We start from the raw sequence: 14,544 nt of genomic DNA, 5'->3' as shown, positions 1-14,544 counted from the left end.
GGCCTGTCTCGGGGTTTCCATGGATGGCCGCGGCTATGGGATCGCACGTAGAAACGGGGCATGACCTATTGGCGGCGCCATTGGCATGCGGGCGTCCTGAGCGTGGCGGGCAGCGTCGCGGGCATGACATTGGCGACGACTGGGGCCATGGCCCAGAGCGAGACGCCGGCGGGGCGGATCATCTTCCTGGGCTGGACCGAGGGCAAGGACCATTCGGTGTGGCTGTCCGGCGTCGATCCGGGCGAGTTTTTCGTCGTCTTTCCCGAGACCGGGGAGCGGGTGGACAGTTGGACCCAGCCCGATACCGGCCTGCACCTGACGGTATCGCCCATCGTGCGGGAAAATGGCGGCACCCATAATCTGTTCGCCCATATTCGCACCGAATATGCGGAATATGACAATTTCGTCGATTCGGCCGACCAGCATCCGGGCGGCATCAATTTTCCCGATCACTGGAACCGGCCCGACCCGGAACTGCCCGATCTGATCACGCCGGAATTGCGGCCAAACCCGGATACGGTGACGCCGGGGCTGCGCCCCTTGCCGGATACGGTAACGCCGGGGTTGCGCCCCAATCCGGATTTGATCACGCCCGGATTGCGGCCCTTGCCCGAGACAGTGACGCCGGAGCTGCGGCCGAACCCCGACACGGTGACGCCGGGTCTGCGGCCCGATCCGGATACTGTGACGCCGGAGTTGCGGCCGAACCCCGACACGGTGACGCCGGGGCTGCGTCCTGATCCGGACACGGTGACGCCGGAATTGCATCCTGATCCCGAAATCGTCACGCCCGAATTGCGGCCGGTGCCCGTTCCCATTACGCCGGAGGCGCGACCAGACCCCGATACGGTGACGCCGGAAGTCCGCCCGGACCCTGATACGCCAACACCCGAAATACGGCCTGATCCGGATACAGTGACGCCGGGTCTGCGACCTGATCCTGACACGGTGACGCCGGGTCTGCGTCCTGATCCGGACACGGTGACGCCGGGACTGCGTCCTGACCCGGACACGGTGACGCCTGGACTGCGTCCCGATCCGGACACGGTGACGCCGGGTTTGCGGCCTGACCCGGATACGGTGACGCCGGGTCTGCGTCCTGATCCTGACACGGTGACGCCGGGTCTGCGTCCTGATCCTGACACGGTGACGCCGGGCTTGCGGCCTGATCCGGATACGGTGACGCCGGGTCTGCGTCCTGATCCGGACACGGTGACGCCGGGACTGCGTCCTGACCCGGACACGGTGACGCCGGGGCTGCGGCCTGATCCTGATACGGTGACGCCGGGTCTGCGTCCTGATCCTGATACGGTGACGCCGGGCCTGCGCCCTGATCCGGATACGGTGACGCCGGGGCTGCGGCCTGATCCTGACACGGTGACGCCGGGCTTGCGGCCTGATCCGGACACGGTGACGCCGGGTCTGCGGCCTGACCCGGATACGGTGACGCCGGGGCTGCGGCCCGATCCTGATACGGTGACACCGGGCTTGCGACCTGACCCGGATACTGTGACGCCGGGTCTGCGGCCTGATCCGGATACGGTAACGCCGGGCTTGCGGCCTGATCCGGATACGGTGACACCGGGCTTGCGACCTGACCCGGATACTGTGACGCCGGGTCTGCGGCCTGATCCGGATACGGTAACGCCGGGCTTGCGGCCTGATCCGGATACGGTGACACCGGGCTTGCGGCCTGATCCGGATACGGTGACACCGGGCTTGCGGCCTGATCCGGATACGGTGACACCGGGTCTGCGTCCTGATCCGGACACGGTGACGCCGGGACTGCGGCCCGATCCTGATACGGTGACGCCGGGTCTGCGGCCTGACCCGGATACGGTGACACCGGGCTTGCGGCCTGATCCGGATACGGTGACACCGGGCTTGCGGCCTGATCCGGATACGGTGACACCGGGTCTGCGTCCTGATCCGGACACGGTGACGCCGGGACTGCGACCTGATCCGGACACGGTGACGCCGGGACTGCGTCCTGATCCTGACACGGTGACGCCGGGTCTGCGTCCTGATCCTGACACGGTGACGCCGGGTCTGCGTCCTGATCCTGACACGGTGACGCCGGGCTTGCGGCCTGATCCGGATACGGTGACGCCGGGTCTGCGTCCTGATCCGGACACGGTGACGCCGGGACTGCGTCCTGACCCGGACACGGTGACGCCGGGGCTGCGGCCTGATCCTGATACGGTGACGCCGGGTCTGCGGCCTGACCCGGACACGGTGACGCCGGGACTGCGGCCTGATCCGGATACGGTGACGCCGGGTTTGCGTCCCGATCCTGATACGGTGACGCCGGGGCTTCGGCCCGATCCTGATACGGTGACGCCGGGTCTGCGGCCTGATCCCGATACGGTAACGCCGGGTCTGCGGCCTGACCCGGACGTGGGCGGGCCGACCGTGCGGCCGATACAGCGGCCGCGCCCCGAGACGCTGCCGCCGATCGCGCCGAGCGGTGTCGCGCCGGGCCGCGATGAGCGGCGCCCGATGCTGATGACCGCCGATGAGGTCTGCCGGGCCGGGCGCGAAGGCCGGTTGCGGGGCGATCCGCAACTGGTCGAGAAGGCCTGCCGGATTGCAGCCAATGCCCGCCGGCGCTGGACCGCCTGGGGAGAATGGAGCTATTCGACGCTGAAGGATGACCGTTCCGGCGCCCGGACCAGGGGCAGCGCGAACCAGTATAATATTGGCCTGGATCGCTGGATCGACAAGCGCACCGTTGCCGGCATGGCCATCCAGTTCGGCAATTCGGATTATAAATCCTTCAATGGCGGCATGCGCCAGCAGGCCGATTCCATCACGGTGAAGCCATACATGGTGCATCGGATGGCAAATTCGGACGTGGTGCTGGATGCCAGCATCGGCTTCAACTTCGGCGAATATGAACAGCATGTGCTGATGCTGTCGGGCAAGCATGACAGCTTCACCCTGTCGGGCACGATCGGGATGAGCGCGCAGCGCCCGATCGGCAGCTTCCTGCTGCGGCCCCGCCTGTCGTGGAGCTATGCCAGCATCTGGCACGACAATTATGTCCTGCAGGGGCAGGTGGGCAATATCGACCTGCGCGTGCTGCAGGGCGATGCGCGCTATGATTATGGCGCGGTGGCGACGTCGCTGGAGATCAGCCGGCCATTCCGATCGGATGACATGGTCATCACCCCCTATGTCGAGGGTGGCGTCGATTTTGCCTATCTGCGCCCCAATGGCGGCCGTGTCCTGGGGCCGGACCTGCGCCTGATCGCGACCACGCCGGCGACCGGATCGGTCCGGTTCGGCACGCGCATCCAGTTGCGCGGCAATGTCGCGCTGATCGGATCGGGCGAATATTACGGGATCGGATCGGGCGGCCTGTCGAGCTGGCAGTGGCGGGGGAATCTGTCCTTCCGCTTCTAGTGCGGCGGGACGGGGCCTCGGGCTGCGGGCGATGGGAGCGGACATGGCGGTCGCGTCGGAGGCATTGGGGGTGTCGACGCGAAATCGCTGGCCAATCCTGCCCGCCTGCGGCACAGGCGAGGGGCATGACGTTGCCCGATCCTTCCACCTTCATTGCCGAGGGCGCCTCCGCCGCGGTCTATCGGCTGGACGGGGGGCGGGTGCTCAAGCTGTTCCACGAGGGTGTCGACCCGTCGATCATTCGCCGCGAATATGTGACGGCAGAGATGATCCAGGCGACCGGCCTGCCGGCGGCGCGGCTGTTCGGCCGGTGCGAGGCCGGCGGGCGGCAAGGCATCATCTATAGCGAGATAGAGGGCCCCAACCTGCTCCATTATATCTGGCGCCATCCGCATCGGGTGGGCTGGGCGATGCGGGCGATGGCGCAGTTGCAGGCGCATATCCATCGACAGCCGGTGCCGATGCTGCGCAGCCGCAAGGCGATATTGACCGAGGATATCGAAATGGCGCCGATGGTGCGCGGTTGCGTGCGGCGGCGATCGACCGGCTGGACCAGCTGGGCGAGGGCGACATGCTGTCGCATGGCGACCTGCATCCGGCCAATCTGATCGTCAGTGGCGAGGGGCTGGTGGCGATCGACTGGTCGAAGGCGGCGCGGGCGATGCCGGCGGCCGATGTGGTGCGCAGCGAGATGCTGATGCGCTTTGGTCCGGGACAAGCCAGTGGCTGGCTGGAGGGGCCGGTCCGCGACCTGGCCACGGCCCATTATGTCCGCTGTTACCGCCGGGCCGCGACGATGGATGGCGAGGCGCTGGCCGCCTGGCGGGCGCTGGTTGGCCTGGCCTGGATGCGCCATCGTCTGCCCGCCCGCGATGCGGCCTTTGGCGCCTATCTGGTTCGCGCACTGGAACGGGCGGGTTTGCCCGCGCTGGACGCCTGATCGCAGGGCGGATGTCGTTGGTGGGCCGTGGTGGACGGTTGGTCCAGTGGCCATGCCATCGGGCGGAGGCCATGGGCCGATCATCGAACGGGCCGCTGCGACCGCCGACTTGTTGTTATTCTGACATCGAAACAGGCCAGAGAGCAGCGCGTTAAGCGACGGTTCACGGCCGATGGTGCCGTGTTGACGGTAACAGTTGAGACAAGATCTGGAGTGCCCGACAGCATCCGGATACGCCCCCGGCATTCCCTTGCGCCGGGGGCGTTTTCATGTCCGCTCCTCCTGCGTCTCCGTAATTTCCCCTAGGGAATTGGCTGTCGTTTCGCGGACGAATGGCATTCGTCCGGTCGTTCGTCCCCGCAAATCCGCGCTTGGTCGATGGATCGGTCGTTGGCCGATGCCGGGGGTTGCCGGTCGAAGCGGACGGGCGGCGAGAGGGCCGGGCGCGTACACAGGATGGGCGAACGGGATATGGCGCAACGCCCCCACAAGACCCCCGCCGAACCGTTCGCATCCGGCGCGTCGACGCCCCCTGACGAGGCAGGCCGGATGCCATGACAGTTTTGAGGAGACACGCCATGTTCGCCACCGCCAAGATCATCACTGCCTTGAGTGCCGCCGCCGCCCTGCTGGCAGGTTCCGGCATCGCTTCGGCGCAGGAATTCAAGTCCAACGGCCGTACCACCGAAGTTCGCTTCGGCGACCTGGACCTGACCCGCTATGCCGATCAGCGGCAGTTGCGCAGCCGGATTTCCCGTGCGGCGGGCAAGGTTTGCTCGACCAGCGACCTGGCGGCGTTCAGCGCCTGCCGTTCCGCCGCGATCGCCCAGGTCGAGGCGCCGATCGCGACCGCCATCGCCCGCGCCCAGACCAACGAGCGCTATGCCGATGCCAAGGATGCCCGGCCGGTGGTCGGCAACTGACCATCCGCATCCCGCCAAGGGAGGGAGAGGGCCTGGCGCGAGCCGGGCCCTTTTCGCGTTGGGATAACCGGCGCGTCCGCCCCGGCCATTCTCGGTATTTCCCCCGATGGCGGACCTCCGGATTTGCGACGATCAGAAGGGGCAGGTTCAAGGGGATAATGGTCATGCGCGCGCGTCTTCCCGGCACTTCGCTCGTCATCATGGCAATGCTGATGGCCGGAGGGCTATGCGCGCCCGATGTCCGAGCGCAGAGCACGGAATCGCTCTACGAACCGATCGGCCATCATAGCGGCGGCGACGTGCATGCGGTGGACGAGACGCCGAGCTATGTCGTCCCCGATTTCGCGCCGGCCAAGCCCGCCGACCCGAACAAGGAACTGCCCTTCTTCAAGATCCGGCTGGGCCTGTCGCTGATCGGCGACTGGACCGATTTCAGCCAGGACGCGGTCAATGAAAGCCAGATCGGCCGGCAGGAGAACGAGTTTCAGGTGCGATCGGCGCGGCTCAGCCTGATCGGATCGGTCGGCGGCGACTATCGGGTGAGCTATCAGCTCAGCGGCGAATATAAGGGGTTCGACACCAACCCCGAGCAGAAATGGAAGCTGACCGACGCGTCGCTGACCTTTCCGCTGGGCAGCCGCACCAAGATGACGCTGGGCAAGACCAAGGAGACATTCTCCTACGAAATGGTCGGGGATTCGGCGAACCTGCCGCATAGCGAACGCGTGCTGACGCCCTTTTTCACGTCGCGCAATTTCGGCGTCCGCTTCGTCCAGGTGCTGGGCGCGAACAAGGCGGCGACCTTTTCGGCGGGGGCCTACAAGGATAGCTGGGATTTCGGCAGCTCGACCGACCGTGGCTGGGACTATTCGGCGCGCATGACCGGGCTGATCTGGGACGTGCCCGACCGCAACGAGTTCCTGCATGTCGGTGTCGCCTATCGCCATGCCGCGGCGGACGGCACGATCCGCTATAGCGGCCGGGCGGAAACCAATGTCGGCGATGTCGCGATCGACACCGGGAAATTCGCGGCGCAGAGCAGCGACGGCTTTGCCGGCGAGGCGCTGCTGAATGTCGGGCCGGTCTCGTTCCTGGGCGAATATATATTGAACCGGACCAATTCGCGCGAATTTCGCGACCCGGTCTTCCATGGCTGGTATGTCACCGGCAGCTGGATATTGACCGGCGAAACCCGGCCCTATGACCGCAATGTCGGCTATGCCCGGCGCGTCATTCCCAAGGGCCGCTGGGGCGCGCCCGAACTGGTGGCGCGCTATTCGGAAATGGACCTGGACGATAATGGCATCGAGGGCGGCCGCTTCAAGAAGACGATGCTGGGGCTCAACTGGTGGGCGACGACGCGCTGGAAATTCGGTGCGACCTGGGGCCACACCTGGCTCGACCGGTTCGGCGAGCGCGGCGAGAGCGACACGGTGCTGACCCGCATCCAGTGGATCTATTGAGCGCGGAAGAGCGCGTCTGTTTTGGAAAATGCGCGGGTGCGCCGGAGGCGCGTGTCCAAAAGGCCTCTCAGCGTCCCGTCATCGCCCGCGCATTGGCGAGATAGGTGCGGCCGATGCGGATCTCGTTGCCGTCGGCCAGCGCCGCGAACCAGACGCCGCTGCCATCGTGACGCAGCCGCGCGATATGCGGGCGGCGGACGATGTGCGAGCGGTGCAGGCGGACGAACGCCTGCGGATCGAGCCGTTCCTCCAGCGAACTGATGGTCTGGTGCAGCAAATAGCTATGGGCGCCGACATGGAGGCGCATATAGTCGCGCTCCGCCTCGATCCGGTCGATCTGGTCGGCGGCGATGCGGACCAGTTCGGAGCGGTGCGGCACCCAGAATTCCTCGGCCCATTCGGGCGCGGGTTCGGCCGGGGCGGGCGGGGCACCATCCTCGCCGTCGCGGCTGCGCAGCGCCTGTTCGACCCGGTCGACCGCGCGGGTCAGGCGATCATGGGCGACGGGTTTCAGCAGATAATCGACCGCGGCGAGATCGAACGCCTCGACCGCGAAGCTTTCGAAGGCGGTGACGAAGATGATCGCCGGGCGAATGCCCATCTGGCTGATCGCGCGGGCGACGCCGATGCCGTCGAGCAGCGGCATGGCGATGTCGAGCAGCAGCAGGTCGGGCTTCAGGGCCTCGACCAGGCGCAGCGCCGCCTCGCCATCATTGGCGGTGCCGACGAGCGCGATGCGCGGTTCGCGCGCGCACAGCATCTGCAATCGCTCGACCGCGAGCGGCTCATCGTCGACGATCATGGTGCGGATGGACATGGGCGTCAGCACCCCCGGCGGTTGAGCGGAAGGAAGAGATTGACGGCAAAGCCGCCATCGGCCTGCGGACCATAGTCGATCCGGCCCTGATCGCCAAAGCGGGCGGACAGGCGGTCGCGCACATTGGCGAGGCCGATGCCGCTGCCGCCATCGCCGGGGCTGGGCGGCTTGTCGCCATTGTCGGCGACGGTGAGGTGCAGCAGGCCATGCTCCTCGCGCGCGCGGATGGTGATGGCGACCGGGCTGGAGGTGCGCGAGACGCCATATTTGATCGCATTTTCGACCAGCGGCTGGAGGATCAGGCCCGGCACGCAGGCGGTCAGCAGGTCGGCGGGAATGTCGATCCGGGTGGCCAGCCGGTCGGGGAAGCGCACCGCCTCGATATCCAGATAGAGTTTCTGGAGATGGACTTCCTCCTCCAGTTGCACGTCATCGAGCGGATCGCCGGTGAGGCTGGTGCGGTAGAAATTGGAGAGCGACATGATCATCTGTTCGGCCTCGTCGCGCCGGTCCTTCATCACCAGGGAGGAAAGCGAGTTCAGCGTGTTGAACAGGAAATGCGGGTTCACCTGATAGCGCAGCGAGCGCAGTTCGGCCTGCTGCGCGGCGCGTTCCAGCCGGGCGGCGCGGCGTTCGGTGCGATGCGCCTCGCTGGCATAGGAGAGGGCGAGATAGAGGCCGGCCCAGGCGGCGAGGAAGAAATAGCGGCTGAGCGCATCTTCCAGGATCGCGGTCAGGGCATAGCCCTGTTGGGTATATTTCTCATGATCCGCATCGGGGAACATGCTGACCGGATCATAAATGTTGAAGACATAGAAATTGGCCGCCGCCATGGCGAGCGCGAAGGGGGCGGCGAGCGAGAAGGCGGCCACCACCCGGATCATCAGCGGCTTGCCGTCGAACCGGCGCAACACCAGGTACAGCACCCAGGTGACGATGATGCCGATCAATGTCACCACCGCGCGGCGGGCCGCCATTTCGATCTGGGAATCGAAGCCGACCACCGCCGCGCGCAGGCTGATCAGCACGGCATAGAAGAACCAGAAGCCGATGATGGAATAAAGGGCGACGGCAGGCGCCACGCCGCGTGGCCCGTCTTCGGTGGGAAGTGTCATGGAGGATATCTACGCCAGCTTGGCGACGCTGTCGCCCCCTGCGCGCGATGCTGGTCGAAGCGGCTTGGCGGTTGGTCGAAGCGGCGGGGGGGGGGAACTGGTGCTGGCTCCTGTCGGTTGATCCGGCAGGAGAAAAGGAGACGCGCAGATGAGCGATACCAGGCGCGAGAGCGAGAAGAAGCTGGACGAGGCGCTGGAAGACAGCATGGATGCGTCGGACCCGCCCGCGACCAGCCGGCCGGACGATGACGGCGAGCCGGTGCCGTCTTCGGGGTTTCCCGAACAGCCCGAGCGCTGACCGATAGCGGACCGCGAAAATCCATGTTATTCCAGTCGGGCAAGCGCGGCCCCGACCGCCATCAGGCGGCAGGCCGGCTTCCCCGCGCGAGAGGAGCAGACGACGATGCCGACTTCCACCACCCCCGCGATCGAACGCATTGCCCGCGTGCTGGCCGGGCGCCAGCTCAGCCTGAATGGCGGCGGCCAGGATCCCCATGCGGCGGGCGCGGTGGATGCGGCCTGGCCCGACCATGTCGACGATGCCTATGCGATATTGCACACGCTGCGCGAACCCGATGCCGACATGGCGCGGGCCGGCGACGTGGCGGTGTGGCGCAGCATGATCGGCGCGGTGCTGGAGCGGCGTGCGGGCTGAGCAGGGGCTCCCTGAGGCGAAATATTAACCCGGTCGTGGCAGGGAGCGCGCAGGAGACTGCGCCATGTACCACATCGAATTTCGCCATGATCTGAACCTGCTGGACATCAAATGGTCCAAGCTGTTCACCGCGGAGGAAGTCGCGGCCTATGCCCGCGAGTGCAAGGCCCGCTTCCTGGCCGAGGGGTTCAAGCCGGGCTATCTGCTGCGCATGGACATGAGCGCCAGCAGCGCCCAGCCACAGGAGGCGGTCGCGTCCTTCCGCGCGAATCTGGGCGATTTCCCCAAGGCGCGGCGGATCGCCATCATCACCGGCAGCGCAATCACCCGGTTGCAGGTGAAGCGCGAAATGACGCAGCCCTATCTGCGGATATTCGATGATGCAACGGCGGGGCTGGCCTGGTTGCTGGAAGCCGAAGCGGTTGAAGCGCAGGTATAATCCTCCGTCCGTCGCATTTCACAAAAATATCATGTTGCACTGCAAAACGAAATCTGGTCCCTTGTGACAATCGGTGGGACAGGTGCTCGTTAAGCCTTTGCTAACCATGTGAGGCGCATGTTCTGCTGATCGACTTCAAGTCGGAGGGCATGAGCAATGGGCACGAGTGCAAGACCGGCGGACGGGGCTATTACCCTGGCGGAATTGCGGGAATTCGCCAGTTTCCCGTCGGCCACGCAAAGATATATTCGCAGATCGCTGGACATCGGGCTGCATCGCCGCGACGCGATGAAGCTATGGTCGCGCGACATGGTCGAGGAAGCCAGCATCCGCGCCCAGGCGCGCATCTATGGCCGGCTGGACGAGATCAAGGCGCATGTCCCCGACGATAGCGGGCTGGACCAGGTGGAGCCGTTCATGGCGCCGCTGGTGACGGTGTCCGCCTTTGACCTGGGGCAGGACCGGCTGGCGAGCTTCTCGGCCTATCGCTTCCTCTATGAGCGGCTGCTGGGGGCGGGGGCGCGGCCCTGGCTGCCGGGCGCCTTCTGCGCGGCGGCGAGCCTGCCGCATCTTCACCCCGAAAAGCGCCGGCTGCTGTTGCAGTCGATCAGCGAGGCGGCCGCCACGGCGGTCGGCTGGTCCAACCGCGAGCCGACCTTCTACCCCGAATGGGTCGAGAAGGTGGACCTGTCCAAGGCCAACTGATCCGGCCTGATCCTGCCGGCGCCCCTGGGGAGGGCGCGGGCGGGATGGCGGCCTGGTTGCTGGTCTGGCGCCGTTCGGCCTGTCCTTCCTCCGCCTTCTTCACGGCGCCGCGCGCATGAACCGCGCGGCGCGCGCCTGTACTCCACTATCGTCCGCTCTCGAAGAGCAGGAAGATCACAGCCTTCACCGGGTGGGATTGGGTGGGTCGCGGACAGGTCTTTATCCCGTCATGCCAGCGAAGGCTGGCATCTTTCTGTTCTTCTCAGAGCCCGGAAGGAAGTGAGATCCCAGCCTTCGCTGGGATGACGGAGTTGGGTGGGAAGCGGAATGGCAGCTTACGGGAAGCATCGGTATATAGCAGTTAGTTAACTACTGGTCGCTGAACGCCCCAACGTCCTTCCACGCATCGCTTCTGTTTGCATAGGCCGCTTGCAATTACCTGCTGGCGAATTTCGGAAGCGCGGGCCGCCGGAACGCCGGGTTCAAACTCTACCCACAGACGACCGGCTCCTTTCGGCTGCGCCGCATACTCTCGCATGTATGATACGAATTCAGCGTCATTTAGGTTCTGGCCGTTCCATTCGAGGCTCCCTGAACGTTTGATTTCGACACGATAACCGTCTCGAAATCCGGTGGTCTGATCGATGGGAATAGCCACGTCTTCGTGGCTGTTGCATGCGCATAGCGTCAACGTAGCAATGCAAATAAAGCCGGTCCGCATGTGGCCATGCTTACGTTCACAAGCGACTGTCCGCTACCGAGAAGTTAGGGGGGATGTTCCAACGGCCACAAGTGGTCGATGACTGCCGGGCTGCTTTTAATCCGAAAGGCCGTTGCGTCACGATATGCAGGATGCGAGCATTTGACTGCTGATGACAACGCTCATGGAGACTCGATGCTACCCCTTGTCATTCTGGCTGCTATATCCCGGTGTGCATCGGCACAACTGTGCCCAACAGATACAGAAATCTTGGAAGCTGTCAGCAGTCAGGATGATGAAACGGTTTATTCGGCATCAGCGCAATACGCCAATGACTATCCTGATCACATAACTTTCGTTCATGCTATCCGGATTACCGGCCTATCAGATGTGCTATGCAGCGATGAACTTTCTTCCGATCCACCTTCAATCACCTGCCGTTTCACCGTGAAATACGGGAAGCGGCGTTCCTTTCAAATTGCGCGGTTGGAGAAGCAGGAAGGTCGCTGGGCAATAGCTGATGCGATTGAGGTGGTCCGCGATCGGAAATAGGGTGGGTAGCGGACTGGTCCTTATCCGGTCATGCCAGCGGAGGCTGGCATTCCAGGCAGGCGAACGCCGCCTAAGCAGATAGCGCGAGACGGCTGGCCTCTTTCTCCGCGCTCTTCGCGGCTCCGCGTGATTCATTATTCGCGCGGGGCCGCGAAGAGCGCGGAGGGGAAAGAAGGAAGGGCGGGAATGGGGTGGAAACAAGGCATAGCCCCTCCCTTCCAGGGAGGGGTTGGGGTGGGTTGCGAGCGCAGCGAGCTTCTGCCCTATCGACCGTAGACCGCCGCTACGCGGCGCACCCACCCCCGGCCCCTCCCTGGAAGGGAGGGGAGCAGGAAACGTCCGTTTCTGATCGAAACCTGATGGGGTGGACGCCCCCCGACAGCCTTTATGGCAAAGTGGAGGTGTTGAAGCACCACTGAGGAGGCGTCCGTGTCACAGGTTACCACAATCGGTCTGGATATCGCCAAGAACGTTTTCCATGCGCATGGCGCTGACGAGCGGGGTGCGATGGTGTTCAGCCGCAAGCTGACGAGAGCAAAGCTGCTCGAGTTCTTTGCAGGTCAGCCGGTATGCATAGTAGCGCTCGAGGCGTGCGGCGGCGCCCATCATTGGGCGCGTCAGTTACAGACGATGGGGCACGATGTGCGGCTGATCCCACCATCTTACGTGAAGCCATTCGTGAAGCGGAACAAGAACGATGCGATTGATGCTGAAGCGATTGCCGAGGCTGCGCAGCGCCCAGGCATGCGCTTCGTGGCGGTGAAAAGCGAAGAGCAACAGGCCGCAGGGCTCGTGTTCCGCACACGTGACCTAGCGGTGCGGCAGCGCACTCAGCTGATCAACGCCATTCGCGGGCACCTAGCGGAGTATGGTTGGGTAGCACCGCGCGGCACAGCGCATATGACAATGCTCGCCGACCTGCTCGAGGATGAGGAAATGACTTCAAGTCTGCCTGCAGCGGCACGGCCCATGTTCAAGCTCATGGTCGACATGCTGGCCGATCTCGACAAGCAGATTGCCGTGCTGGACCGTGAGATCGCACGGCGTGCTAAGGAGGATGAAGCGGCCAGGCGGCTAATGACCATTCCAGGGATCGGTCCTATCGCTGCGACCGCCATCATCGCGCTGGCCCCGCCGGTCGAGACGTTCCGTAAGGGGCGCGACTTCGCGGCTTGGCTTGGCCTCGCCCCCCGTCAGCACTCGACCGGCGGCAAACAGCGGCTCGGCAGCATATCGAAGATGGGCGAGCGGACGATCAGGCGACTACTGATTATCGGAGGTAGCTCGATGGTGCGTCAGGCCTGCCGGTTCGGCGCGCCGGCCGGCTCGTGGCTGGAGCGGATGCTCGCGCGCAAACCGCGCATGCTCGTCTCGGTGGCGCTCGCCAACAAGATGGCGCGCATGGTCTGGGCACTGCTCACCAGAAATGAAGATTACAGAGCTCCGGCAGCAGTTGCGGCGTAAGCCAAGGCAGCGGCCAGAGGCGTCGGGGACGTAGGCGGTCGAAGGAGGGTATGGCACAACAGTCGGCGAGACGGGGCTGGAAGAACCAGGGAATGGCAGAGCGCTAACCAAGCGCGTAAACCTGTAATGGATCCGGTCCGCGAACTCCCATACTGGCCCGCAGCATATGGCGCTGCTCATCGAGGCCGGACAGATGACAGCATCCGACTACGTGCCAACAAACCCCGATTTACTGCTTGCATCCGAAGGGGCGTCCACAGATGCCAATCGCAACGGGCGTCATCCTGACGGAAGTCAGGATCCATTTTGCACTACGCCAGATAGGGAGTGCTGAATGGATCCCGGATCAAGTCCGGGATGACGGATATGCCAAGGTCAGCTTTTGGGAGAAGCCGTGGAGTAAGTGGAGGGTGCTCCTTCTGGGCGCCAGCCATCAAGGATTCATGGCGGGGGGCTGTGGGCGTCCCGCTGCAAAAGGCCAGAGGCGGGGCCTGGAGATCACGAAGGTCAGGCTGATCGACATTCGGTTGCGGGGCGGTGCTGGATGCGGCTCGGCAGATTTCCGGTCCTGACCGGCAGGCGGTTCGTGCGGGCAAAGAAAAAGGGGCTGCGCGGCGGCAGCCCCTCCATGATCCCGATCGGGCCGGTCCTCAGCGGATCGGCGAGTCCGGCGACAGGCGCATGTCGAGATAATTGTCGACCGACTTCATCAGCTGGTCCAGCTCATGCTCGAAGAAGTGGTTGGCTCCCTTGATCTCGTCATGATGGATGGTGATGCCCTTCTGGGTGCGCAGCTTGTCGACCAGCTTCTGCACTGCGCTGGCGGTCACCACTTCGTCCGCCGTGCCCTGGACGATGATGCCCGACGAGGGGCAGGGCGCCAGGAACGAGAAATCATACATGTTGGCCGGCGGCGCGACCGAGATGAAGCCGCGGATTTCCGGGCGGCGCATCAGCAGCTGCATGCCGATCCAGGCGCCGAAGGAGAAACCGGCGATCCAGGTGGTCTGCGCTTCGGGGTGGAAGCTCTGCACCCAGTCGAGCGCGGCTGCGGCATCGCTGAGTTCGCCAATGCCATTGTCGAACGTGCCCTGGCTGCGGCCGACGCCGCGGAAGTTGAAGCGCAACACGGCAAAGCCGCGCTTCACGAAGGTCTTGTAGAGTGCCTGGGTGATGCGGTCGTTCATCGTGCCGCCGCCCTGCGGATGCGGGTGCAGGATCATGGCGACCGGCGCGCGCGGGCGGGGCGGGGGGCTGAAGCGGCCTTCGAGGCGACCTTCGGGTCCGGGGAAAATGACGTCGGGCATGGCACCTGTTATGGTCTGGGCTGCCACGGGGCAGCGGGGAAAGGGTCCGTGCGCGCGCC

The 14,544-nt window shown here is 64.8% G+C and carries 14 protein-coding genes; 11 read left to right on the top strand and 3 right to left on the bottom strand.

Features of this window, described 5'->3' with window-relative positions:
• Window positions 1-60: 60 nt before the first annotated feature.
• The 5 genes from VHN57_RS12660 (at window position 61) to VHN57_RS12640 (ending at window position 6,731) form a co-directional block, all read left to right on the top strand.
• On the top strand, window positions 61-3,405 hold the full coding sequence (locus VHN57_RS12660; RefSeq protein WP_423284044.1) for an autotransporter domain-containing protein: 3,345 nt from the start codon (window positions 61-63) through the stop codon (window positions 3,403-3,405).
• 125 nt (window positions 3,406-3,530) lie between these two features.
• Complete coding sequence (locus tag VHN57_RS12655) at window positions 3,531-4,013, top strand: phosphotransferase (RefSeq protein WP_278988644.1); 483 nt, start codon at window positions 3,531-3,533, stop codon at window positions 4,011-4,013.
• Entirely contained in the window at window positions 3,929-4,345 is a 417-nt protein-coding gene (locus VHN57_RS12650; RefSeq protein ID WP_341462740.1) for a phosphotransferase, read from the top strand. The genes VHN57_RS12655 and VHN57_RS12650 overlap by 85 nt, the downstream gene beginning before the upstream one ends.
• 578 nt (window positions 4,346-4,923) lie before the next feature.
• On the top strand, window positions 4,924-5,268 hold the full coding sequence (locus VHN57_RS12645; RefSeq protein WP_423284042.1) for a UrcA family protein: 345 nt from the start codon (window positions 4,924-4,926) through the stop codon (window positions 5,266-5,268).
• A gap of 164 nt (window positions 5,269-5,432) precedes the next feature.
• Window positions 5,433-6,731, top strand: a complete 1,299-nt coding sequence (locus VHN57_RS12640) for an OprO/OprP family phosphate-selective porin (protein WP_423284040.1) — start codon at window positions 5,433-5,435, stop codon at window positions 6,729-6,731.
• Between the two features lie 67 nt (window positions 6,732-6,798).
• Here the strand turns inward: VHN57_RS12640 and VHN57_RS12635 are convergent, their stop codons facing one another.
• Together VHN57_RS12635 and VHN57_RS12630 are read right to left on the bottom strand one after the other, a co-directional pair.
• Window positions 6,799-7,548, bottom strand: coding sequence for a LytR/AlgR family response regulator transcription factor (locus VHN57_RS12635; RefSeq protein ID WP_278988511.1), 750 nt, complete (start codon window positions 7,546-7,548; stop codon window positions 6,799-6,801).
• A gap of 5 nt (window positions 7,549-7,553) precedes the next feature.
• Window positions 7,554-8,663, bottom strand: a complete 1,110-nt coding sequence (locus tag VHN57_RS12630; RefSeq protein WP_278392828.1) for a sensor histidine kinase — start codon at window positions 8,661-8,663, stop codon at window positions 7,554-7,556.
• A gap of 148 nt (window positions 8,664-8,811) precedes the next feature.
• On the opposite strand from VHN57_RS12630, the gene VHN57_RS12625 reads away from it, so the two are divergent.
• The 6 genes from VHN57_RS12625 to VHN57_RS12600 all read left to right on the top strand — a co-directional run bounded on the left by VHN57_RS12625 (window position 8,812) and on the right by VHN57_RS12600 (window position 13,178).
• Window positions 8,812-8,961, top strand: coding sequence for a hypothetical protein (locus VHN57_RS12625; RefSeq protein WP_333884345.1), 150 nt, complete (start codon window positions 8,812-8,814; stop codon window positions 8,959-8,961).
• 105 nt (window positions 8,962-9,066) lie between these two features.
• Window positions 9,067-9,318 (top strand): hypothetical protein, encoded by a 252-nt coding sequence (locus VHN57_RS12620; protein ID WP_004207712.1) that lies wholly within the window; start codon window positions 9,067-9,069, stop codon window positions 9,316-9,318.
• Between the two features lie 64 nt (window positions 9,319-9,382).
• Complete coding sequence (locus VHN57_RS12615) at window positions 9,383-9,757, top strand: STAS/SEC14 domain-containing protein (RefSeq protein WP_423284036.1); 375 nt, start codon at window positions 9,383-9,385, stop codon at window positions 9,755-9,757.
• Between the two features lie 156 nt (window positions 9,758-9,913).
• Window positions 9,914-10,462 carry a hypothetical protein gene (locus tag VHN57_RS12610; protein ID WP_004207710.1) on the top strand — a complete coding sequence of 183 codons (549 nt, stop codon included), beginning with the start codon at window positions 9,914-9,916 and terminating at the stop codon, window positions 10,460-10,462.
• Window positions 10,463-11,324: 862 nt separating this feature from the next.
• Window positions 11,325-11,714: a hypothetical protein gene (locus VHN57_RS12605; RefSeq protein ID WP_270090911.1), complete on the top strand. Its 390-nt coding sequence runs from the start codon at window positions 11,325-11,327 to the stop codon at window positions 11,712-11,714.
• A 429-nt stretch (window positions 11,715-12,143) separates the two neighbouring features.
• Window positions 12,144-13,178: an IS110 family RNA-guided transposase gene (locus VHN57_RS12600; protein WP_423283039.1), complete on the top strand. Its 1,035-nt coding sequence runs from the start codon at window positions 12,144-12,146 to the stop codon at window positions 13,176-13,178.
• 650 nt (window positions 13,179-13,828) lie between these two features.
• On the opposite strand, the gene VHN57_RS12595 is transcribed toward VHN57_RS12600, so the two are convergent.
• Window positions 13,829-14,485, bottom strand: coding sequence for an alpha/beta hydrolase (locus VHN57_RS12595; RefSeq protein WP_004207708.1), 657 nt, complete (start codon window positions 14,483-14,485; stop codon window positions 13,829-13,831).
• Window positions 14,486-14,544: the final 59 nt, after the last annotated feature.

Origin of the sequence: Sphingobium salicis subsp. salicis, assembly GCF_049472635.1 — a bacterium.
GTDB lineage: Bacteria > Pseudomonadota > Alphaproteobacteria > Sphingomonadales > Sphingomonadaceae > Sphingobium > Sphingobium yanoikuyae_A.
This window is presented reverse-complemented; position numbering and strand designations above follow the sequence as displayed.

What these genes read in the sequence shown, in the direction of transcription:
- VHN57_RS12630 (WP_278392828.1), bottom strand. Translation starts at nt 8,663, where the DNA reads ATGACACTTCCCACCGAAGACGGGCCACGCGGCGTGGCGCCTGCCGTC.
- VHN57_RS12655 (WP_278988644.1), top strand. Translation starts at nt 3,531, where the DNA reads ATGACGTTGCCCGATCCTTCCACCTTCATTGCCGAGGGCGCCTCCGCC.
- VHN57_RS12610 (WP_004207710.1), top strand. Translation starts at nt 9,914, where the DNA reads ATGGGCACGAGTGCAAGACCGGCGGACGGGGCTATTACCCTGGCGGAA.
- VHN57_RS12615 (WP_423284036.1), top strand. Translation starts at nt 9,383, where the DNA reads ATGTACCACATCGAATTTCGCCATGATCTGAACCTGCTGGACATCAAA.
- VHN57_RS12645 (WP_423284042.1), top strand. Translation starts at nt 4,924, where the DNA reads ATGTTCGCCACCGCCAAGATCATCACTGCCTTGAGTGCCGCCGCCGCC.
- VHN57_RS12595 (WP_004207708.1), bottom strand. Translation starts at nt 14,485, where the DNA reads ATGCCCGACGTCATTTTCCCCGGACCCGAAGGTCGCCTCGAAGGCCGC.
- VHN57_RS12625 (WP_333884345.1), top strand. Translation starts at nt 8,812, where the DNA reads ATGAGCGATACCAGGCGCGAGAGCGAGAAGAAGCTGGACGAGGCGCTG.
- VHN57_RS12660 (WP_423284044.1), top strand. Translation starts at nt 61, where the DNA reads ATGACCTATTGGCGGCGCCATTGGCATGCGGGCGTCCTGAGCGTGGCG.
- VHN57_RS12635 (WP_278988511.1), bottom strand. Translation starts at nt 7,548, where the DNA reads ATGTCCATCCGCACCATGATCGTCGACGATGAGCCGCTCGCGGTCGAG.
- VHN57_RS12620 (WP_004207712.1), top strand. Translation starts at nt 9,067, where the DNA reads ATGCCGACTTCCACCACCCCCGCGATCGAACGCATTGCCCGCGTGCTG.
- VHN57_RS12640 (WP_423284040.1), top strand. Translation starts at nt 5,433, where the DNA reads ATGCGCGCGCGTCTTCCCGGCACTTCGCTCGTCATCATGGCAATGCTG.